Annotated in this window: 21 protein-coding genes; 9 read left to right on the top strand and 12 right to left on the bottom strand. The window is 69.5% G+C overall.

The features are described 5' to 3' along the window. Positions 1–52 precede the first annotated feature (52 nt). Entirely contained in the window at positions 53–448 is a 396-nt protein-coding gene (locus ACIRG5_RS35410) for a VOC family protein (protein ID WP_402913084.1), read from the top strand. Then, positions 449–1,609: an MFS transporter gene (locus ACIRG5_RS35405; protein WP_402913082.1), complete on the top strand. Its 1,161-nt coding sequence runs from the start codon at positions 449–451 to the stop codon at positions 1,607–1,609. It abuts the gene before it with no gap. Between the two features lie 16 nt (positions 1,610–1,625). On the opposite strand, the gene ACIRG5_RS35400 is transcribed toward ACIRG5_RS35405, so the two are convergent. Continuing rightward, positions 1,626–3,029, bottom strand: a complete 1,404-nt coding sequence (locus ACIRG5_RS35400) for an LVIVD repeat-containing protein (RefSeq protein ID WP_402913079.1) — start codon at positions 3,027–3,029, stop codon at positions 1,626–1,628. A gap of 170 nt (positions 3,030–3,199) precedes the next feature. On the opposite strand from ACIRG5_RS35400, the gene ACIRG5_RS35395 reads away from it, so the two are divergent. Then, a complete protein-coding gene (locus ACIRG5_RS35395) occupies positions 3,200–3,799 on the top strand; it encodes a DUF305 domain-containing protein (protein WP_402913076.1) in 600 nt (199 codons plus the stop codon). Positions 3,800–3,817: 18 nt separating this feature from the next. Here ACIRG5_RS35395 and ACIRG5_RS35390 read toward each other — a convergent pair whose 3' ends face one another. Next, the gene (locus tag ACIRG5_RS35390; RefSeq protein ID WP_402913074.1) at positions 3,818–4,144 is read right to left on the bottom strand and encodes an antibiotic biosynthesis monooxygenase family protein; all 327 of its coding nucleotides are present in this window, start codon (positions 4,142–4,144) and stop codon (positions 3,818–3,820) included. Between the two features lie 80 nt (positions 4,145–4,224). Here ACIRG5_RS35390 and ACIRG5_RS35385 point away from each other — a divergent pair, with 80 nt between their 5' ends. Further along, a complete protein-coding gene (locus ACIRG5_RS35385; protein ID WP_402913071.1) occupies positions 4,225–4,815 on the top strand; it encodes a TetR/AcrR family transcriptional regulator in 591 nt (196 codons plus the stop codon). Here ACIRG5_RS35385 and ACIRG5_RS35380 read toward each other — a convergent pair. Next, the gene (locus tag ACIRG5_RS35380) at positions 4,808–5,632 is read right to left on the bottom strand and encodes an SDR family NAD(P)-dependent oxidoreductase (RefSeq protein WP_402913069.1); all 825 of its coding nucleotides are present in this window, start codon (positions 5,630–5,632) and stop codon (positions 4,808–4,810) included. The genes ACIRG5_RS35385 and ACIRG5_RS35380 overlap by 8 nt on opposite strands. Before the next feature lie 3 nt (positions 5,633–5,635). Then, on the bottom strand, positions 5,636–6,544 hold the full coding sequence (locus ACIRG5_RS35375; protein WP_402913067.1) for an SDR family NAD(P)-dependent oxidoreductase: 909 nt from the start codon (positions 6,542–6,544) through the stop codon (positions 5,636–5,638). A 71-nt stretch (positions 6,545–6,615) separates the two neighbouring features. On the opposite strand from ACIRG5_RS35375, the gene ACIRG5_RS35370 reads away from it, so the two are divergent. The 5 genes from ACIRG5_RS35370 to ACIRG5_RS35350 all read left to right on the top strand — a co-directional run bounded on the left by ACIRG5_RS35370 (position 6,616) and on the right by ACIRG5_RS35350 (position 10,992). Then, positions 6,616–7,524, top strand: coding sequence for a LysR family transcriptional regulator (locus ACIRG5_RS35370; protein ID WP_402913065.1), 909 nt, complete (start codon positions 6,616–6,618; stop codon positions 7,522–7,524). Positions 7,525–7,602: 78 nt separating this feature from the next. Further along, on the top strand, positions 7,603–8,496 hold the full coding sequence (locus tag ACIRG5_RS35365; RefSeq protein WP_402913063.1) for an ABC transporter ATP-binding protein: 894 nt from the start codon (positions 7,603–7,605) through the stop codon (positions 8,494–8,496). Continuing rightward, positions 8,480–9,205: an ABC transporter permease gene (locus ACIRG5_RS35360; protein ID WP_402913061.1), complete on the top strand. Its 726-nt coding sequence runs from the start codon at positions 8,480–8,482 to the stop codon at positions 9,203–9,205. Before ACIRG5_RS35365 ends, ACIRG5_RS35360 begins: the two co-directional genes overlap by 17 nt. 9 nt (positions 9,206–9,214) lie before the next feature. Continuing rightward, positions 9,215–10,369, top strand: a complete 1,155-nt coding sequence (locus ACIRG5_RS35355) for a sensor histidine kinase (RefSeq protein WP_402913343.1) — start codon at positions 9,215–9,217, stop codon at positions 10,367–10,369. Next, positions 10,366–10,992 (top strand): response regulator, encoded by a 627-nt coding sequence (locus ACIRG5_RS35350; protein WP_402913058.1) that lies wholly within the window; start codon positions 10,366–10,368, stop codon positions 10,990–10,992. Before ACIRG5_RS35355 ends, ACIRG5_RS35350 begins: the two co-directional genes overlap by 4 nt. Positions 10,993–11,082: 90 nt before the next feature. Here ACIRG5_RS35350 and ACIRG5_RS35345 read toward each other — a convergent pair whose 3' ends face one another. The 8 genes from ACIRG5_RS35345 to ACIRG5_RS35310 all read right to left on the bottom strand — a co-directional run bounded on the left by ACIRG5_RS35345 (position 11,083) and on the right by ACIRG5_RS35310 (position 19,277). Next, positions 11,083–11,412 carry a gamma-glutamylcyclotransferase gene (locus ACIRG5_RS35345; RefSeq protein ID WP_402913341.1) on the bottom strand — a complete coding sequence of 110 codons (330 nt, stop codon included), beginning with the start codon at positions 11,410–11,412 and terminating at the stop codon, positions 11,083–11,085. Further along, the gene (locus ACIRG5_RS35340; RefSeq protein WP_402913056.1) at positions 11,297–12,379 is read right to left on the bottom strand and encodes an XdhC family protein; all 1,083 of its coding nucleotides are present in this window, start codon (positions 12,377–12,379) and stop codon (positions 11,297–11,299) included. Before ACIRG5_RS35340 ends, ACIRG5_RS35345 begins: the two co-directional genes overlap by 116 nt. Before the next feature lie 59 nt (positions 12,380–12,438). Then, on the bottom strand, positions 12,439–13,845 hold the full coding sequence (locus ACIRG5_RS35335) for an NCS2 family permease (RefSeq protein ID WP_402913053.1): 1,407 nt from the start codon (positions 13,843–13,845) through the stop codon (positions 12,439–12,441). 106 nt (positions 13,846–13,951) lie between these two features. Next, positions 13,952–14,413: a nucleoside deaminase gene (locus ACIRG5_RS35330; protein ID WP_402913051.1), complete on the bottom strand. Its 462-nt coding sequence runs from the start codon at positions 14,411–14,413 to the stop codon at positions 13,952–13,954. Positions 14,414–14,432: 19 nt separating this feature from the next. Continuing rightward, the gene (locus tag ACIRG5_RS35325) at positions 14,433–16,619 is read right to left on the bottom strand and encodes a molybdopterin cofactor-binding domain-containing protein (protein WP_402913049.1); all 2,187 of its coding nucleotides are present in this window, start codon (positions 16,617–16,619) and stop codon (positions 14,433–14,435) included. Then, on the bottom strand, positions 16,616–17,968 hold the full coding sequence (locus tag ACIRG5_RS35320; RefSeq protein ID WP_402913047.1) for an 8-oxoguanine deaminase: 1,353 nt from the start codon (positions 17,966–17,968) through the stop codon (positions 16,616–16,618). Before ACIRG5_RS35320 ends, ACIRG5_RS35325 begins: the two co-directional genes overlap by 4 nt. Next, positions 17,965–18,426, bottom strand: a complete 462-nt coding sequence (locus ACIRG5_RS35315; protein ID WP_093601091.1) for a (2Fe-2S)-binding protein — start codon at positions 18,424–18,426, stop codon at positions 17,965–17,967. The genes ACIRG5_RS35320 and ACIRG5_RS35315 overlap by 4 nt, the downstream gene beginning before the upstream one ends. Beyond that, on the bottom strand, positions 18,417–19,277 hold the full coding sequence (locus tag ACIRG5_RS35310) for an FAD binding domain-containing protein (protein WP_402913043.1): 861 nt from the start codon (positions 19,275–19,277) through the stop codon (positions 18,417–18,419). The genes ACIRG5_RS35315 and ACIRG5_RS35310 overlap by 10 nt, the downstream gene beginning before the upstream one ends.

The raw sequence follows: 19,277 nt of genomic DNA, 5'->3' as shown, positions 1-19,277 counted from the left end.
CACTTTCGCGTCTTCTCGTCCTTCTGACACCGGTGGTGCGATGATCGTCGCCATGACCGGTGTCCGTGAACTCCGCCTGGTCGTCACCGCTGACGACTACGAAGAGGCCCTGCGTTTCTACCGCGACGTGCTCGGCCTCGAGCAACGGGCGGCGTTCACGTCCGACGGCGGGCGGGTCACGATCCTGGAGGCCGGCAGGGCCACGCTGGAGATCACCGATCCGCCGCACGCCGAGTACATCGACGAGGTCGAGGTCGGCAAGCGCGTCGCCGGGCACGTCCGGGTGGCCTTCGAGGTCGACGACTCCGCCGCGGCCACCCGTGCGCTGGAAGCCGCCGGTGCCGAGGTGATCGCGGAACCGACGCGCACGCCGTGGAACTCGCTCAACGCCCGGCTGGCCGCGCCCGCCGGGCTGCAGCTGACGTTGTTCCAGGAGCTGGGCGACTAGATGACGATCTCCGCTGCCGGGTACCGCGACCTCGCGAACCGGGACGTGCTGGCATGCGCCGTCGTGACGGTCGCCGCGAAGCTGCCGATGTCCATGACGCCGCTGATGATGGTGTTCCTGACCAGGGGACTGCCCGGCGGGTACGTGCTGGCCGCGTCACTGGTCGCCGTCTACGTGCTCGGCGAGATCCTCGGCGCCGCGCTGCTCGGGCTCTTCCTCGACCCGTCGCGGATGCGCGGGCAGCTGTCGATCGGGCTGGTCGTCGGCGCGGGCGCGTTCACGACGCTGGCGCTGACGCAGAACGTGACGGTGCTGGCGATCGCGGCGTTCGTCGCGGGCGCCGGGCCGTCGACGACGCCGGGCGGACTGCGGGCGATGCTGCTCGGGCTGGTGCCGGACTCGTTGGTGCCCAAGGCGATGGGCTTCGACGCCATGATCACGCAGGTGGTGTGGGCGGTGGCGCCCGCGCTGGTCACCGTGCTGGCGCTGAGCGTCGACCACCGCGCGCCCGTGGTGGTGTCGGTGTCGCTGGTCGTCGTGGCGGCCTGGCTGGTGTTCATCCTGCCGCGCGGGCACGTGACGTCCCGTTCCGGCACGGCGAAACCTCGTGTCGTGGCGTCGGCCTGGCCGATCTACCTCGTGAGTGCGGCGGCGCTGGCACAGCTGGCGGTCGCGGAACTCGTGCTGCCCGCGTTGCTGGAGCACCGGGGGATCGGGATCGGCTGGATCGGACCGCTGCTCATGGGTTTCGCGGCGTGCAGCGCGCTCGGTGCGGTGCTGTACGGGTTGCGGCCGTGGCCGGGAACGTTCCGCACCCAGGGTTTGGTGCTGCTCGTCCTCACCGCGACGTGCGTCGGCGCGCTGGCGTTGTTCCCGAACCTGCCGGGCATCACGGGCGCGTTGCTCGCGGCCGGGCTGTTCCAGTCCGGTGTGCTGGTGACGCGCAGTCTCGCGTTGCGCGAACGGCTTCCGGTCGGCGCGCACGCCGCGGGGTTCTCGATGATGTACGCGGTGACCGGCGCGGGCTACGGGCTCACCGCCGTCGTCGCCGCGTGGGCGATGGACGTCGGCTCACCGGTCTGGGCCGTTTTCGGTGGTGTGGCGGTGACCTTGGTCCTGACAGCAGTCAGCGCGGCTGCCGAACGCCGGCAGCCGCGCTGATCTGAGAGGGAAGCGTCTACCCGCGGTAGAAGTTCCCCTGGGTCTGCACGTTCAGCTCGTCCGTGCGGAACAGCTTCGCCACGAACGTGCGCGGGTCGCGCATGTCGATGACGTCGAAGCCGCGGCCCATCTCGGAGGAGTAGATGTAGCCGTTGTACCAGTAGGTCGACCAGGTGCCGCCGCCCTGGAGGTTCGGCATCGGGCCGCGCTCGAAGAAGCCGATCTCACGCGGCTTGGCCGAGTTCGTGAAGTCCCACACCGAGACGCCGCCCTGGTACCAGGACTGCACCATGATGTCCTTGCCGGGCACCGGGATCAGCGAACCGTTGTGCGCGACGCAGTTCTCCGAGTCGCCCTGCATGCGCGGGATCTTGTAGTAGGACTTGAAGACCAGCTTGCGGTCCTTGCCCTTGCCCACGATGTCGTAGATGCCGTTGGCGCCGCGGTTCGGGCCGATCTTCTCGTTGCACGTCGCCGCGCCGCCGCCGCCGAGCTCGTCGGTGAAGACGACCTTGGTGCCGCTGTTGTTGAAGGTCGCCGAGTGCCAGAACGCGAAGTGCTTGTCGTCCTGGACGCGGTTGATCTCCACCAGGTTCTCCCTGTTGGAGATGTCCCAGAGGACGCCGTCACCCATGCACGCGCCGGCCGCGAGGTCGAGCTGCGGGTAGACGGTGATGTCGTGGCAGCCGGTGGTGGCCGAGGTGTAGCCGGTCTCGATGGTGCCGGGGGTACCGGCGTTGCCGCCGTCCGGGAAGAGCACCGGTGCCTTCAGCAGCGAGGCCGAAGCCGGGTTCTTCACGGGAACCTTGACGATCGAGATCTTGTCGTGCGGCGGCTGGCAGTCCGGGAACGTGGCGTTGGGCGAGTAGGAAGAGACGTAGAGGTACACGTCCTTCTTGTTCTTGCCCGGCACCAGCGTGTGGGTGTGCGAACCGCAGTCGGTCTCGACGGCCGCGACGTACTTCGGGGCCTTCTTGTCGCTGATGTCGAAGACCTTGATGCCCTCCCACGACTCCTTGATCGTCGCAGGCTGCGCCACGCTGTTGCACGAGTTGTCACTGCGCGACGAGTCGGTCGACAGGAACAGCAGGTTCCCGTACACCGAGATGTCGTTCTGCGAACCGGGGCAGAGGACCGAGCTCGTGATCTTCGGCGCCCGCGGGTTGCGGACGTCGTAGATGGTGAAGCCGTTGTAGTTGCCGACGAACGCGTAGTTGTCCTGGAACGCGATGTCGGTCTGGGTCGAGTCGAGCGGAGCCTGCTTGTCCAGGTGGGAGACCAGGACCATGTTGCGGCTACGACTGATCTCGTCGACGCCGGGAAGGCCGGTGGCACCGTCGGCCCGCGACTCGAGCTGGGCCTCGCTCAGCCCCTTGCCGTCGGCGGGAAGATCGGGCTCGGCGAACGCGGGCGCCGTCAACGTTGACAGCGTCAGCGTGAGAGCCCCCAGAATCGCGAAAGGCGTTCTACGCCGCCGGGCCGTTTCGCGTGAACTCACAGCTGTACCCCCTCGGTACGGGTTGGTGAGGGGGAGTATGACCCTTTCGCCTTGCTAAGGGCCAGCATCTTTCGGAGGGTATTGTCCCGTTCATGTGTTCTGGGGTCGCGGTGATCGCGCTGGTACTGGCCTTGGCAGGGTGCACGTCCGAGCCCGAGGCGGCGCCGGTCATCGCACCGGACACGCCCGGCGGCTCGGCGTCGACTGTGGCGCCTTCGGACGTGAGCGGCGTGATCCAGGCGCCGCCGAACGACGCCGACCGTGAGTACGTGTCGATGATGATCGCCCACCACGAGCAGGCGCTCGCCATGACCAGGTTCGCCCCCGAGCGCGCGCAGAACGAGACGGTGAAGGGCCTGGCAGACCGCATCCGGTACAGCCAGGAGCCCGAGATCGGCGCCATGAAGCAGTGGCAGCGCACGTTCAACGCCATCGGCACGCACGGTGACCACGGCCTGATGCCGGGCATGGCCACGCAGGACCAGCTGAACGCGCTGGGGGCTGCGCGCGGCAAGGACTTCGACCGGATGTTCCTGGAGCTGATGATCAAGCACCACGAGGGTGCGATCAAGATGGCGACGGACGTGCGCGGGGCCGGCGCCAACGTCCAGGTCGAGGAGATGGCGGACGACGTGGTGGCCACGCAGTCCGACGAGATCAACCGGATGAAGAAGCTGCTGACAGAGCTGTGAGCTTGGCGCGCGCCGTTCCTACTCGGTGCGCTGTCGGGGCAGAACCATGTCCTCCGCGTGCGTGAACCGCTCCGGCTCGTTGCCCGTGACGAGGCGTGCGATCGTGCGGTGGCCCTTGTGCGCCTTGCGGAATGCTTCGGAGGCGACCCACGCGCGGAAGGCGTCCTCCGACTCGAACTCGTTGACCGAGACGTACGGCTGGTCGTCCTGCGTCGGCTTGAGCAGCGTGCTGCGCAGCAGGCCGGGGACTCCGGGCAGGTGGGTGCGCATGTTGCCGCGGAAGTACCGCTCGAACTCCTCGGACATGTCCGGGTTGACGAACATCCGGTTGGTCGCGATGAACATGCTGGCCTCCGTGATCCCGACGCTCTGTCGGGAACTATTCCAACTCCCCGTCGGGAAATCAAGCGCGATACGATCCCGATGTGCCGAGGATCAGCGCAGACACCGTCGCGGAGCATCGCGCCAACCGGTTGCGCGCCCTGCTGGACGCCGGGCGGGACATCGTGGCGACCGAGGGAGCGGAGGCGCTGACGCTCGCGTCGCTCGCCAGACGCGTCGGGCTGTCGCGGCCGAGTCTCTACGAGTACTTCCGCTCGCGTGAGGAACTGGTCGCCGCGATCGTGACGGACGCGCTGCCGGAGTGGGCGGACAAGCTGGAGGACGCGGTCAACAACGCCTCGTCCGTGCCGGAGAAGATCGAGGCGTACCTGCGCACCGAGCTCGCGATCATCACCGACGGCAGCCACGGGGCGGTGGTGGCCCTGTCCGCGCACACGTTGCCGGACTCGTCGCGCGAGCAGATCAGGGCCGAGCACGAACGGTTGCTGGCGCCGCTGGTCGGGGTCTTCAGGGCGGCAGGGGTGGAGCGCGCGGCGCTGCGGGCGATGCTCGTGCACGCGATGGTCGAGGCGACGTCCCGGATGATCACGCCGGGTCGCAACGAGCACAACGAGTCCGTCATCCGGACGCTGCTCGACCAGGTGGTGCACGGGCTGGACAAGCCCATCAGCTGAACGGCACGACCTCGCCGTGGCGGACGAGTTCGCCGTAGTGCTCCGGCTTGAGCGGGTTGAGAGCGAGGTCCAGCAACGCCGTCGCGGCCTCGGCCGGCGTGGGCGCGGTGCTGACGTCCCACCACAGCGCCGATGTCGGCGTGTTGATCATTCCTGGGCACACCGCGGCGATCAGGACGCCTCGGGCGAGGTCGGTTTCGCGGCGTTCGCGCGCGAGGACGCGGACGGCGGCGACCTGGCCGATCTTCGACGGGATGTTCACGAACCCCGGCCAGGCGCCTGCTTTTGTGCGGCCGTCTCTCACCGCGTCGCGCCAGCGGGCGACCTGCGCGTCCAGCTCGTCCAAAGAGGACGGTCTGGTGAAGTGCCCGTGCAGCACCGGTGCGAGGTGGTGCAGGGTGCCGAGCGAGCTGGCGACCACGATCAGGCTGCCGTTGTCGTCGAGCAACGGCGCGAACGCCTTCAGGAGCCTGGTCGTGCCGAAGTTGTTGACCTCCGTGTAGGCGTCGATGATCTCGCGCGGGTCGTCGTCGGGGCCGACGCGCATGACGGCGTTGCCGAAGACGACGTCGATCCCGCCGTGCCTGTCGTGGATCTGGGCGGCGAGTTTCGCGGCGGAACCGGGGTCCGCGACGTCCAGGAGTTCGCCACGGACCTTCGCGCCACCACCAGGTGTGGACTGCACCGCGGAGGTGATCTTCTCGACGTCCCTGCCGGTGAGGTAGACGGTGTCGGTGGGCTCCAGACGGTGGGCGAGCCCCTCGGCCAGCGCCAGGCCGAGGCCCTGGGTGGCGCCGGTGATCAGTGCGATCGTCATGCCTCAGGCCTTCGCGAGGAGGGTTTCGGAGTACGTCCACAGCCGGGCGGCGTTGTCCGGGTCGAGGGCGTAGCGGGCGACGCCGTGCAGGGGCGGGGCCTCGCCGCGGCCGTCGACGGTCTGAGCCTCGTCGCAGTCGTCGAAGTAGCGGCCGCCGATGCCCTTCAGCAGCGGTGAGGTGGCCAGCAGGACCGATGTCGCCGCGCCCTGCTGCGGCGTCTTGATCGTGCTGAGGTCGACGTCGCTCTCCCTGATACCGAGGTGGGCCGACAGGTTCGTGAAGATGGCGCCGGGCATGAGGGCGTTCGCGGTGATGCCGTCCCCGGCCCAGCGCCGGGTCGCCTCGACCGCGAACAGGACGTTGGCGGTCTTGCTCTGGCCGTAGGCGGTCCACGGGTCGTAGGTGCGGAACGCGTAGTTGACGTCGTCGAAGACGACCGGCGAGAGCATGTGGCCGGTGGAGCTGACGACGACGATGCGCGCCTCGCCGGCCGCTTTGAGCGCCGGGTGCAGGCCGGTGGCCAGCGCGAAGTGGCCCAGGTGGTTGGTGGCGAACTGCCATTCCCAGCCCTGGCCGGTGTACTGCTCGGGGACGGCCATCACACCGGCGTTGGCCACCAGGACGTGCACCGGGCCGTCCCAGCCGCGGACGAACGCGTCGACGGAGGCGAGATCGGTCAGGTCCAGCTTCGCGACGCGGATGTCGCCGCCGATGTCCCGAGCGGTCTTCTCACCCGCGTCGGTGTTGCGGACGGCGAGGGTGACCTCGGCACCTCTGCCGGCCAGCGCTCGCGCGGTCTCGACGCCGATGCCGGAGGACGCGCCGGTCACGATCACGCGCTTCCCTGTCAGGTCGACGCCCTCGGCGACCTCGGCGGCGGTGCTGCTGAACCCGAATCCTGTTGTGATCACGTCTTCGACGCTAGGCTCGATTCAGCCATGCGGGTAGCGAGATTATGTCAAGAGGGGTATGCGTAAACGTCATGTCTCTGGCTGATGCCTCACTGGTGGCGCTGCGGGTGTTCCGCGAGGTGGCCGAGCGTGGCTCGCTGACCGCGGCGGCCACGGCCCTGGGGTACACGCAGTCCGCCGTGTCCCGGCAGATCGCCGCTTTGGAACGGTCGGCCGGTGTCCCGTTGCTGGAGCGGCGGCATGACGGCGTGCGGCTCACCGCGGCTGGACGGCTCGTGTTGCGGCGCGCGGCCGTGGTGGTCGATCAGGTCGATGCGGGTGCGCGAGAGCTCGCGGGACTGCCTGAGGACGTGAGCACCGTCAGGCTTGGCTGGTTCGCGACGGCCGGGGCGTGGCTGCTCCCTCAGGCGCTGACGGCGTTGGGGCGCACGCATCCGTCGATCACGGTCGTCACGCGTGAGGGGAGCACACCGGCGTTGGTGCGCGCGCTGCGTGCGGGCACGGTGGACATCGCCCTGATCTCGTCGGCGCCGCCGTTCCGCGCTCCGGACGACGAGATTCCCGCGCTGGAGACCGACACCCTCGTCGAACGCAGCCTGCGCGTGGCCGTTCCGTCCATGCATCCCTTGGCGCGCAACGACTTCATCGACGTCGAAGACCTGCGAGGCCAGCGCTGGATCGCCGGGCCCGGCGATCCGTGGGTGATGGGGGTGTGGCCAGGGCTGGACGAACGGCCGGTCGTCGCGCACACCGCGCGGGACTGGCTGGCCAAGCTGCAACTGGTCGCGGCGGGGCTCGGCATCACGACGATTCCCACGTCGCTGAGCGAGGTCGTCCCCGCCGGGGTGCGCATTCTGCCGGTGAGGGGCGGGCCTGCCGAACAACGCCGGGTCCTGCTCGCACGGCTGCCCGGACCGTTGCCGGAGCCGGTGGCGCGCCTGGCCGCTGCTCTGCGTGCCGCCGTTCTCGAGACTGACTGACGGCATCAACCGATCGGTTGATCCAGGTCGCGCTCGTCGTTCGATGATCTTCGAGCGCCGTTCTCCGACGCTGGTGGCATGGCGATCATCGAAGTGAGCGACCTCGGGAAGAGGTACGGGCCCCGCGTGGCGGTGGACTCCGTGTCGTTCGAGGTGGCCGAGGGGGAGATCTTCGGCGTGCTGGGCCCGAACGGGGCGGGCAAGACGACGACGGTCGAGTGCGTGGCCGGGCTGCGGACGCCGGACCGGGGGACTGTGGCGGTGCTGGGGCAGCGGCCCGCGGACGTTCGCGCGTCGATCGGGGTGCAGCTGCAGGACTCGGAGCTGCCGGAGCGGATGCGGGTCAGCGAGGCGTTGTCGCTGTTCTCGTCGTTCTACCCGGCGCCGGCGGACTGGTCCGAGCGGCTGGGGCTGACCGGGCACCTGGGGGTGGAGTTCGGGCGGCTGTCGGGCGGGTTGAAGCAGCGGCTGTCGATCGCGCTGGCGTTGATCGGCTCGCCTCGGGTGGCGATCCTCGACGAGCTGACGACGGGGCTCGATCCGCAGGCGCGGCGGGACACCTGGTCGGTGATCGAGGAGGTGCGGGCAGCGGGCGTGACGATCCTGCTGGTCACGCACTTCATGGAGGAGGCCGAACGGCTCTGCGACCGGGTCGCGGTGTTTCGCGACGGGCGGATCGTGGCCCTGGACACGCCCTCCGCGCTGGTGTCGCGTGTGGACGGTGCCACCCGCGTGCGGTTCGTGCCGTCCGCCGCCCTGGACGTGGCGTTGCTGGAGGAGCTGCCGGAGGTCACCGCCGTGTCGTCGGCAGGGGAGCAACTCGTGGTCAGCGGGTCGGAGAACCTGCTGCACGCGGTGACCTCCCTGCTGGCGCGGCGGCAGATCGTGGCGCGCCAGCTCCGCGTCGACCAGGTCTCGCTGGACGACGCCTACGTCGAACTCACCGGGGGTCGTGATGTTGAAGATCATTGAGATCGAGTCGCGGTTGTTCCTGCGCGATCGGCTGAACTCGCTGTTCGCGATCCTGTTCCCCAGCCTGTTGTTGCTCGTGCTGGGCGCCATACCGGCGTTGCGCACACCGGACGCGAATTTCGGCGGCCAGCGGTTCATCGACAGCTACATGTCCGCGCTCGTCGTGTTCACGTTGGTGTTCATCGGCCTGCAACGGTTGCCCGCGGTCGTGGCCACGTATCGCGAGAAGGGTGTGCTGCGCCGGCTGTCCACCACGCCCATGCACCCGGCGCGGCTGCTGGCAGGCCAGATGGTGGTCAACTTCGTCGCGGTGATCTTGTCGGTGCTTCTGCTTATGCTTGTGGGGTACGTCGTTTTCGGCGTCGACCTGCCTCACCATCCACTCGGCCTGGCGTGTGCCGTGGTGCTGGGAGGCGCGGGCACGTTCGCGCTGGGCCTGGTGATCGCCGCCTTGGCCCCGAACGCGCGATCGGCCGGTGGCTGGGCGACGGTGGTGTTCATGCTGCTGATGTTCTTCGGCGGCGTGTACCTGCCGCGGTTCATGCTGCCCTCGGTGATCCAGGCGATCGGGTCGTACGCGCCTCCCGGTGTGGAGGCGTTGCAGCAGGCGTGGCTGGGTACCGCGCCGGACTGGAGGCATCTCGCGATCATGGGGCTGGTGAGCCTCGTGGCAGGTACGGTCGCGGCCAGGACGTTCCGCTGGGAGTAGTTCGTGGACATGGCCGCGTTGGACACGTGGGAGCGCAGACTCGCCGGGATCGCCCGAGTGATCCCGTACTTCGTGCTGACCATCACGACGATTCTGTACGCGATCTTCACCACGCAGCCGGCGCAGGAGCGCTGGTTCACCTACGGCGTCGTGGCGTCCTGCTTCGTGTGGATGGCGTGGTGGTTCACGCTGCATCCCGGGTGGCGCAACCGTTCAGGGCTCATGGCCGTGTTCGTCGGTGGCATGGTCGTGTTCTACGCGGTGCTGGGAATGCAGGAGCACTGGTTCGGTGCGGTGTCGTACGCGGTGTACGTCTACGCGAGCGAGGTTCTTCGCGGTCGCTGGATGTTCGTCGTGGTGGCGCTGACAGCGGTCCTGGCGGCGTTGTCGTTGTTCGGTGGCTACCCGTCGGCGGGTGAAGAGGCCGCCTTCTGGTTGCTGCTGCTCGTCTTCGTGGTGCTGGCGTGCACCTTCACGTACGTCGGCCACGTGACGACCGAACAGTCCCGGCTGCGCAAGGAACTCCTGGAGGAGAACGAGGGCCTGCACGCCCAGTTGCTGGTGCAGGCGCACGAGGCAGGCGTGCAGGACGAACGCCACCGCATGGCCGGCGAGATCCACGACACCCTGGCCCAGGGCCTGGCCGGCATCATCACGCAGCTGTCCGCGGCGACCGAGTCCGACTGGGAACGCCGCGTGGCGGTGGCCGCCGAACTCGCGCGCTCGAACCTGGCCGAGGCCCGCCGCTCGGTGCACGCCCTGCAACCGCCCGCCCTGGACTCGGCGGCGCTGCACGAGGCGCTGGACGACGTGGCGTCGGGCTGGTCGAAGCACAACGGCGTACCGGTCTCGGTGACGCTGACCGGAGCCGTGCGCGAAATGCACCCGGAGGTGGAGGTCGCCTTGCTGCGCACCGCCCAGGAAGCCCTGGCGAACGTGGCGAAGCACGCCTCGGCGTCCCGCGTGGGCCTGACCCTGTCGTACATGGAGGACGTGGTGACCCTGGACGTGCGTGACGACGGCGTGGGCTTCGACCTCGCGCGCCCCTCGGACGGCTTCGGCCTGCCCGCGATGCGTCACCGCGTGCACCGCCTGTCCGGCGCGCTGTTCGTGGAGTCCGAACCGGGCGCGGGAACGGCGATCTCGGCACGGGTGCCGGCGTGATCCGCCTGGTCATCGTGGACGACCATCCGGTCGTCCGCGACGGGCTGCGCGGAATGCTGTCCGCCGCACCGGACTTCGAGGTGGTCGGCGAGGCGGCCTCTGGCGACGAGGCGGTCGCCGTGGTGACGGCGATGTCGCCGGACGTCGTCCTGATGGACCTGCGCATGCCGGGCTCGGACGGCCTGTCCGCGATCGAACGCCTGCGCACCCACCCGTGCCGAGTCCTGGTCCTCACCACCTACGACACGGACCGCGACGTCCTGCCGGCCATCAAGGCGGGTGCCACCGGCTACCTGCTGAAGGACACCCCGCGCGACGAACTGCAACGCGCGATCCGTGCCGCGCACGCGGGCGAGGCCGTGCTGTCCCCCGCGGTGGCGACGAGGCTGCTCGGGCAGGTGCGGGAGCCCGCGCTGGAACCGCTGTCCACGCGGGAGATCGACGTGCTGGCGTTGGTGGCCAAGGGATCCACGAACCGGGCGGTGGCGGCGGCGCTGTTCATCAGCGAGGCGACGGTGAAGACCCACCTGCTGCACGTCTACGCGAAGCTCGGGGTTTCGGACCGGGCGGCGGCTGTGGCGGTGGCGTACGAACGCGGACTGCTGAAGGGGAGCGGGCGTTGAGGAGAGATCCCCCGCGGCGGGACCACTTCGGTTGGTCCCGCCGCGTGCGGCAACTCCCCCTTGCCCAGTGGCACCCCCCGTGCCACTCCCTCACCCCTCGCGATGAAGGAACTCCCGCCAGTCGCCGAGATACGAGATGTCCTGGATGTCACCCGTTCGGAGCAGTGAATCGACCATCTCGTCGCGCAGCACGGTCGCCAGGGCCGCGCTGCCGTCCTCCAGTTCGATGACGCCGATCTCCAGTTCGGCGGGTTCGGCCGGGACCAGGTGGTCGCGCAGGATCTTCAGCGGCAGGTCGTAGAGCTCACCCACGACCGAGGCCGAGCCCGACTCGTGCATCGCGGGGAACTTCCCCCGCACCGAGAAGTAGCGGTACTTGGCCGCACTGCGCGCCTGGCACACCATCGGCGTGCCCTGCAGTTGCGAGTGCAGAGGGCCGCCCCGCATGCCGCCGCCGTTGAGGAAGATCAGTGCCATGACTCTCCAGGTTTCGGTGGATGGGGGTGGACAGCGCCGTCAACGGGAGCCCGGTGCCGCCGTGCCGCACGGCGACGAGTTCGGCCGCGATCGACACCGCGGTCTCCGCCGGGCTGCGGCCGCCGAGGTCGAGGCCGACGGGGGAACGGAGCCGCGCCAGCGACGCCTCGCCGACTCCCGCTTCCCGCAACTTCTCCAGCCGTTCCGCGTGCGTGCGGCGGGAGCCCAGCGCGCCGACGAACGCCAGCGGTCTGGCCAGCGCCTCCACGAGCACCGGGATGTCGAACTTCGGGTCGTGGGTCAGCACCACGACGGCGGTGGAGTCGTCGGTGTGGGTGGACGCGAGGTAGCGGTGCGGCCAGTCGACGACGACCGAGTGTGCTGCGGGGAAACGTGCGGGAGTGGCGAACACGGGTCGTGCGTCGCACACCGTCACGTGATAGCCGAGGAAACGCCCTATCTCGGCCACGGCGGCGGCGTGGTCGATGGCGCCGAACACCAGCAGGCGCGGTGGTGGCATCCACGACTCGGTGAACGTCCGCCCCTCGGCCTCGAACCGCACCGACACGGGGTGTCCGTCGACAGAGGCCTGAAGTGCCGCGCGCAACGAAGGGTTGTCGCGCTGCACCAGCACGTCCAGCGATCCGCCGCAGGTGAGGCCGGCCGCGAACGCCGTGTCATCGGAGTAGCCGAACGTGGCGAAAGCCGGTTCGGAGGTCTCCAGCACCTGGCACGCCAGGTCGTGGACCTCCGCCTCCACGCAGCCGCCGGACACGCTGCCGATCACCTCGCCGGCAGGGCCGACGGCCATCGCGGCGCCGACCGGGCGGGGCGCACTGCCGCGCACGGCCACCACCGAGGCGACCGCGAACCGGTCCCACGACAGCAAAGTCGGCGCCAGATCACGCATCGAGCCCTCCAGGTCAGGAGAAGGGCTCGGCCGGGTGGCCGCCCGGCCGAGCCTTCGAGTTACCTGCCGCTGATCAGATCCACGCCGAAGTACACGGCGAACATCAGCGCCAGACCGGTCATCAGCCAGCCGGGCCAGCGGCCCTTGCAGACGCGCAGCACGACGTAGGACACGAGGCCCGCGCCGATGCCGTTGGTGATGGAGTAGGTGAACGGGATGACGGCGATGGTCAGGAAGACCGGAATCGTGTAGTCCGTTTCCTGCCAGGGGATTCGACGGATCTGGGTCATCATCAGGCCGCCGATCACCACCAGTGCCGGAGCTGCCGCCTGCGCGGGCACGACCGTCGCCAGCGGCGTGAAGAGCAGTGCCACCAGGAACAGTCCGCCGGTCACCACCGAGGCCAGGCCGGTTCGGGCGCCTTCGCCAACGCCCGCGGCCGACTCCAGGAACACGGTGTTCGGGGCGGACCCCGTGACGCCACCGGCGATCGCGCCGGCGCCGTCGACCATCAGGATCCTGCCCATGCCCTCGACCTTGCCGTCCTTGGTGAGACCAGCCTCGTCGGAGACCGAGGTGATCGTGCCCATGGCGTCGAAGAAGCCGGACAGCACCAGCGTGAACAGGAAGATCGTCGCCGCGATCACGCCTGCGGACACGAAGCCGCCGAACAGGTCCACCCGCCCGAACAACCCGAAGTCCGGCGAGCTGACCACCGAGTCCGGCAGCGTGGGCGACACGAGGCCCCAGCCCTGCACGTGGAACACGGAGTTCACGACGATGGCGACGACCGTGGCCACCACGATGCTGATCAGCACGGCACCGGGCACGCCCCGCGCCAGCAGCACGATCATCAGCAGCAGACCCAGGCAGAAGATCACGATCGGCCAGCCGCTCAGGTGGCCGTCGACGCCCATCCGCACCGGCACCGTCGAGTGCGCGGCGTCGGGCGTGCGGGTCACGAAACCGGCGGAGACCAGTCCCACCAGGGCGATGTAGAGACCGATGCCCACGGTGATCGCGATCTTCAACGGCTCCGGGATCGCGTTGATGATCCGCTCCCGGACGCCGGAGGCGGCCATGATCACGATGCAGATGCCTTCCAGCACCACCAGACCGAAGGCCTGCGCCCAGGTCATCGTCGGCGCCATCTGGAAGGCGACCACGCCGTTCACGCCGAGACCGGCGGCTATCGCCAGCGGCGCGTTGCCGACGAGTCCCATGAGGACGGTCATCACTCCGGCCGCCAGCGCGGTCGCGGTGGTGATCTCGGCGATGGTGAGCTTGGCACCGGTGATGTCCGCGGACGCCCCGAGGATCAACGGGTTCAGCAGCACGATGTACGACATCGCGACGAAAGTCGTGATACCGCCGCGCACTTCACGTCCGAACGTGCTGCCGCGTTCGGTGATGCGGAAGAACTGGTCGAGCGACGAAGTCGTCGGTCGGCTCCGTAACTGGGTCATTGGTGGACGGCCTTTCCCATGCCGGTGGGCGCGTTCCAACGCTGGAACGCGTTTGTGCGATGCAAGCTCCGGTCAGCTGGACAGGCTTGTGGCCCTGGAGAGGTGACTAGTAATCGATTCGAGTTGCGAGAGACGTCCACGCGGTAAACGGGGCGTTGTCCTCGCCAGTGGAGATCTGGTGCACCGGCAAATCCCACTCAGAACGGGACTTGCTGAAGAGTTCGTAGAACTCCCGGTCGTCGAATCCCGCCGCCGCCGCGTCATCGCGGTCGGCGGCGTAGATCACCTTGTCCACGCGCGCCCAGAGCGCGGCGGACAGGCAAAGGGGACACGGCTCGCACGAGGAGATCAGCGTGCAGCCGGTCAGACGGAAGTCGCCGAGCGCCTGACAGGCCGCGCGGATCGCGACCACCTCGGCGTGCGCGGTCGGGTCGAGGGTCGGCGTCACCTGGTTCACGCCGGTGGCGATCACCTCGCCGTCACGGACGATCATCGCGCCGAACGGGCCGCCGCCGGAGGCCACGTTGCGGGTGGCCAGGTCGATGGTGGCGAGCAGATGTGCGTTCACAGCAGGAAACTCCAGAAGGTCATGTACCGGTGAGGTGTTCCGGGCGGACCGGGACGCGGGTGAGCGCCAGGCCGGTCGCCGCGCGGATCGCCGCCACGATCGCCGGGGTCGACGAGATGGTGGGCGGTTCGCCGACGCCACGAATTCCGTAGGGGGCGTGGGGATCGGCGAGCTCGAGCACGTCGATGCTCATCGGCGGCATGTCGAGCACGGTGGGGATGAGGTAGTCGGTGAAGGACGGGTTGCGCACCTTGCCGCCGGAGGTCTGGATCTCCTCCATCACCGCGAGGCCGAGGCCCTGGGCGGAGCCGCCCTGGATCTGGCCGACCACGGCCTGCGGGTTCAGCGCCTTGCCGACGTCCTGCGCGCAGTCCAGCGAGACGACGCGCACCAGGCCGAGATCGACGTCCACGTCGACCACGGCGCGGTGGGCGGCGAAGCCGTACTGGACGTGCGCGTTGCCTTGTCCGGTAACGGGATCGAGAGCCTCGGTGGCGCGGTGGCGCCACTCGGTGGTCTCGTCGATCACCTCGTCGCCGATGTCCGTGCGACCGTCCAAACGCGACCGGACCAGAGCGCAGGCGGCCTTCACCGCGCCGCCGGTGACGTACGTCTGGCGCGAGGCCGAGGTCGAGCCGCCGTTGCCGATCGTGGTGTCCATCGGCAGCACGGTGACGAGCTCGATGCCGAGCTCGGTCCGCACGATCTGCTGCATGATCGTCACCAGGCCCTGGCCGACCTCGCAGGCGGCGGTGTGCACGGCGGCGGCCAATGAGCCGTTGACCATCGACACCCGGACGCGCGCCGTGGAGTAGTCGTCGTAGCCCTCGGAGAAGCAGATGTTCTTGATGCCGACCGCGTAGCCGACACCGCGGATGACGCCCTCGCCGTGCGTGGTGTTCGAGACGCCACCGGGCAGTTCACGGATGTCCGTCAAACTCCCCGCGGGCAGCGGCTTGTCCTGCACGAGCTTCAGCAACTGGGCGACGGGCGCGGCCGAGTCGACCACCTGGCCCGTCGGCATCACGGAACCCTCGGTCATCGCGTTGCGGATCCGGATGTCGACCGGGGACATGCCCAGCGCCTCTGCCAGCTTGTCCATTTGGGACTCGTAGGCGAAACCTGCCTGCACAGCACCGAATCCGCGCATCGCTCCGCACGGCGGGTTGTTCGTGTAGAGGCCGTAGGCGTCGATCGTGACGTTGTCGACCTCGTACGGCCCAACACCCAGCGTGGCCGCGTTGGCCACGACAGCGGGCGTCGAAGACGCGTACGCGCCGCCGTCCAGGTACATGCGAGTGCGGACGTAGACGAGCTTGCCGGTGTGGTCGGCGCCGTGCTCGTAGTACAGCACGGCCGGGTGCCGGTGCACGTGCCCGTAGAACGACTCTTCGCGGTTGTAGACCATCTTCACGGGCTTGCCGGTGTGCAGGGCCAGCAGGCACGCGTGCACCTGCATCGACAGGTCCTCACGGCCACCGAAAGCACCGCCGACACCGGACAGCGTCAGCCGCACCTGTTCCTGCGGCAGGCCCAGAGCGGCCGCGATCTGGTCGCGGTCGACGTGCAGCCACTGCGTCGCGATGTACAGGTCGACCGAACCGTCCGTCGCCGGCACCGCGAGCCCGGACTCCGGCCCGAGGAACGCCTGGTCCTGCATCCCGACCTCGTACCGCCCGGTCACCACGACATCGGCCTCGACGTCCTGCGAGCCGCGCCGGATCGGCACGTGCCGCACCAGGTTCCCGCCGGGGTGCAACGGGGTGTCCTGCGCCGCGGTCTCCATGTCCACCACGGGTTCCAGCACGTCGTAGGTCACGACGATCTTCTTCATCGCCCGCAGCGCGGTCTCGGGGTGGTCAGCGCCGACGAGCGAGATCGGCTCGCCCTGGTAGCGCACGACGTCCACGGCCAGCACCGGCTGGTCCTTGTGCTCCAACCCGTACAGGTTGCGACCGGGTACGTCCGAGTGCGTCAGCACCGCGTACACGCCCGGCACCTTCAACGCCTCGGTGATGTCGACCGACGTGATGCGGGCGTACGGGTGCGGCGAACGCAGCGTCGCGCCCCAGATCATGTCCTCGTGCCACAGGTCGGACGCGTAGGCGAACTCGCCGCGCACCTTCAGGTTGCCGTCCGGGCGCTGCGGCGACGTCCCGATGCCACCCGAGACCGCGGAGGTGAGTTCGGCCGGAGTGAGGGTCATCGCGCTGCCTCCTGGAGCTTGGCGCTGGCCGCGGTGAGGTCACGCGCCAGTTCGTCGGTCGACGCCGTGAGCAGGACACCGTCCCGCACCACGACCTCACCGCCGACGATCAACAGTTTCAACGGCGGGGGAGTGCCGAGCACGAGTGCCGCCACCGGGTCCGCGATCCCCGCGTAGTTCATTCCGGACAGGTCCCACACGGCGAGGTCCGCGACCTTGCCCGGCTCGATCGAGCCCAGCGAGTCCGCGCGGCCCAGCACCTGCGCGCCGCCCATCGTGCCCATCCACAACGCCCTGCGGGCGTCCATCGCGCCCGGACCGCCGCGCTGCCGGGCCTGGTAGAGCGCCGACCGCAGCTCGACGACCAGGCCACCGTCCTCGTTGGACGCGGCGCCGTCGACACCGAGACCGACCGGCGCGCCAGCGTCCAGCAGGTCGCGCACCGGCGCGATCCCCGTGCCCAGCCGCCCGTTGGACGTCGGGCAGTGCGCGGAACCGGTCCGGGTCGCTCCCAGCCGCTTCACCGCGTCGGCGTTCAGGTGCACGGTGTGCGCGAGCCACACGTCCGGACCCAGCCAGCCGAGCTGCTCGGCGTACTCGGTCGGCGTGCACCCGTTCTCCGCCAGGCACTGCTCTTCCTCGTCCAGGGTCTCGGCGAGGTGCGTGTGCAGCCGGACGTCGTGGCGGCGGGCCAGAGCCGCGGCCCCGGTCATGAGGTCGCGCGACACGGAGAACGGCGAGCACGGCCCCACGGCCACTCGCACCAGCGCGTCATCGGCGGTGGAGTGGTAGTCGCCGATCGCTCGCTCGGTCGCGATCAGCGCGGCCTCGGTCTCCTCGACCAGGTTGTCCGGTGGCAACCCGCCGTGCGACTGGCCGCGGTCCATCGAGCCGCGGATCGCCTCCAGGCGGATTCCGACGCGCCGCCCCGCCGACACCAGCGCGTCGAAGACGTCGCCGCCACCGGACGGGAAGACGTAGTGGTGGTCGGCGGCCAGCGTGCAGCCCGTCAACGCCAGCCGCGCCAGACCGGCGGACGCCGCCGCGTGCGTCACGGTGTCGTCGAGGCCGCGCCACACCGGGTACAGCGTGGTCAGCCACTCGAACAGCGTGGCGTCGGTGGCGAGCCCGCGCGTCGCCCACTGGTAGAGGTGGTGGTGCGTGTTGATCAGCCCAGGCGTCACCAGGCACGACGACGCGTCGACGTAGGTGTGCGACTCGGAGGGCCGGGAGGCCGCACCCGAACCGACGGACTTGACGCGTCCGCCGTCGATCACGACGTGCCCGGACAGGTGCTCGGTCCCGGCCTCATCCACAGTGGACACCGCGCAGCGGTCGAGGACGATCATCGGCGCGACGCCGCCAATCGCACGGCGTCCAGGATCTTCTCGTACCCCGTGCAGCGGCACAGGTTTCCGGCCAGCGCCTCGCGGATCTCCGGGTCCGACGGGTTCGGCACGCGGTCCAGCAGATCGTGCGCCTGAACCACGAGGCCCGGCGTGCAGAACCCGCACTGCACCGCGCCCGCCTCGACGAACGCCTCCTGCACGGGGTCCAGCACGTCCCCGTCCGCGAGCCCCTCGACCGTCGTCACCTCGCGGTCCTGCGCCTGGCCTGCCGCGACCAGGCACGCACACACCGGCACCTTGTCCAGGTACACCGTGCACGAACCGCATTCGCCCTGCTCGCAGGCGTTCTTCGAACCGGGCAGTCCGAGCCGCTCGCGCAACATGAACAGCAGCGACTCGCCTTCCCACACGTCGTCGGCCTGGCGCTGCTCGCCGTTGACCGTCACGTTCACGCGCATGATCGCTCCCCATCGAGAAGTTCCTGCCAGGCCCAGCCAAGAGTCCTGCGGGCCATCACGGCCAGGGCGTGCTTGCGGTAGGCCGCCGAGCCGCGCACGTCGTCGATCGGCGACGCGGCCTGCGAGACCAGCTCCCCGAACTCGCGCTTCACCGTGTCCAGCAACGGCTTGGGGTTGCGGAAGTCCAGCGCCGAAGCCAGGAACTGCTCGGCCTCGCCGGCCCGCCGCGGTGTCGGGGCGGCGGACCCGACCGCCGCGCCCACCCGGTTCTCGTCGGGGAACAACGAGATCCCGAACGAGCACACCGCGATCACCATGGCGTTGCGCGTGCCGACCTTCGAGAACTGTTGTGGCCCCTTGGCAGGCGTCAGGTGAACCGCCACGATCAGTTCGTCCTGCTCCAGCGCGTTCCGCTTGACCCCCAGGTAGAACTCGGCGGCCGGGATCATCCGCGTGCCGCGCACGGAGGCCACCTCGATGACCGCGTCGGACGCCAGCAGCACCGGGTGCGTGTCCCCGGCGGGGGAGGCCGCGCCGAGGTTGCCGCCGACCGTGCCGCGGTTGCGGATCTGCGGCGACCCGACCGTTCGTGCGGCCATGGCCAGGCCCGGCAGTTGCGCGCCCAGTTCGTCGATGATCCGCACGTACGGCACGCCCGCGCCGACCCGCAGCCCGTCGGACCACTGCTGGAGCTCGGGAATCCGGGTCAGGTCCAGGAGTGCGGAGGGCCTGCGGTGGTCGTAGTTCATCTCCACCATGACGTCCGTGCCACCGGCGATCGGCACGGCGTCAGGGCGTTCCGCCTTGAGCTCCAACGCCTCCGCAAGCGTTTCCGGTCGAAGGAAGTCCAT

Source organism: Lentzea sp. NPDC102401 (assembly GCF_044765805.1).
Taxonomy (GTDB): Bacteria; Actinomycetota; Actinomycetes; order Mycobacteriales; family Pseudonocardiaceae; genus Lentzea; species Lentzea sokolovensis.
The sequence above is the reverse complement of the archived record's forward strand: the minus strand, read 5'-3'. Positions and strand labels throughout refer to the sequence as shown.

Coding starts and splice junctions, on each gene's coding strand:
- ACIRG5_RS35410 (WP_402913084.1), top strand. CDS start 53: ATGACCGGTGTCCGTGAACTCCGCCTGGTCGTCACCGCTGACGACTAC.
- ACIRG5_RS35405 (WP_402913082.1), top strand. CDS start 449: ATGACGATCTCCGCTGCCGGGTACCGCGACCTCGCGAACCGGGACGTG.
- ACIRG5_RS35395 (WP_402913076.1), top strand. CDS start 3,200: ATGTGTTCTGGGGTCGCGGTGATCGCGCTGGTACTGGCCTTGGCAGGG.
- ACIRG5_RS35390 (WP_402913074.1), bottom strand. CDS start 4,144: ATGTTCATCGCGACCAACCGGATGTTCGTCAACCCGGACATGTCCGAG.
- ACIRG5_RS35380 (WP_402913069.1), bottom strand. CDS start 5,632: ATGACGATCGCACTGATCACCGGCGCCACCCAGGGCCTCGGCCTGGCG.
- ACIRG5_RS35370 (WP_402913065.1), top strand. CDS start 6,616: ATGTCTCTGGCTGATGCCTCACTGGTGGCGCTGCGGGTGTTCCGCGAG.
- ACIRG5_RS35365 (WP_402913063.1), top strand. CDS start 7,603: ATGGCGATCATCGAAGTGAGCGACCTCGGGAAGAGGTACGGGCCCCGC.
- ACIRG5_RS35360 (WP_402913061.1), top strand. CDS start 8,480: ATGTTGAAGATCATTGAGATCGAGTCGCGGTTGTTCCTGCGCGATCGG.
- ACIRG5_RS35355 (WP_402913343.1), top strand. CDS start 9,215: ATGGCCGCGTTGGACACGTGGGAGCGCAGACTCGCCGGGATCGCCCGA.
- ACIRG5_RS35340 (WP_402913056.1), bottom strand. CDS start 12,379: ATGCGTGATCTGGCGCCGACTTTGCTGTCGTGGGACCGGTTCGCGGTC.
- ACIRG5_RS35335 (WP_402913053.1), bottom strand. CDS start 13,845: ATGACCCAGTTACGGAGCCGACCGACGACTTCGTCGCTCGACCAGTTC.
- ACIRG5_RS35325 (WP_402913049.1), bottom strand. CDS start 16,619: ATGACCCTCACTCCGGCCGAACTCACCTCCGCGGTCTCGGGTGGCATC.
- ACIRG5_RS35320 (WP_402913047.1), bottom strand. CDS start 17,968: ATGATCGTCCTCGACCGCTGCGCGGTGTCCACTGTGGATGAGGCCGGG.
- ACIRG5_RS35315 (WP_093601091.1), bottom strand. CDS start 18,426: ATGCGCGTGAACGTGACGGTCAACGGCGAGCAGCGCCAGGCCGACGAC.
- ACIRG5_RS35310 (WP_402913043.1), bottom strand. CDS start 19,277: ATGGACTTCCTTCGACCGGAAACGCTTGCGGAGGCGTTGGAGCTCAAG.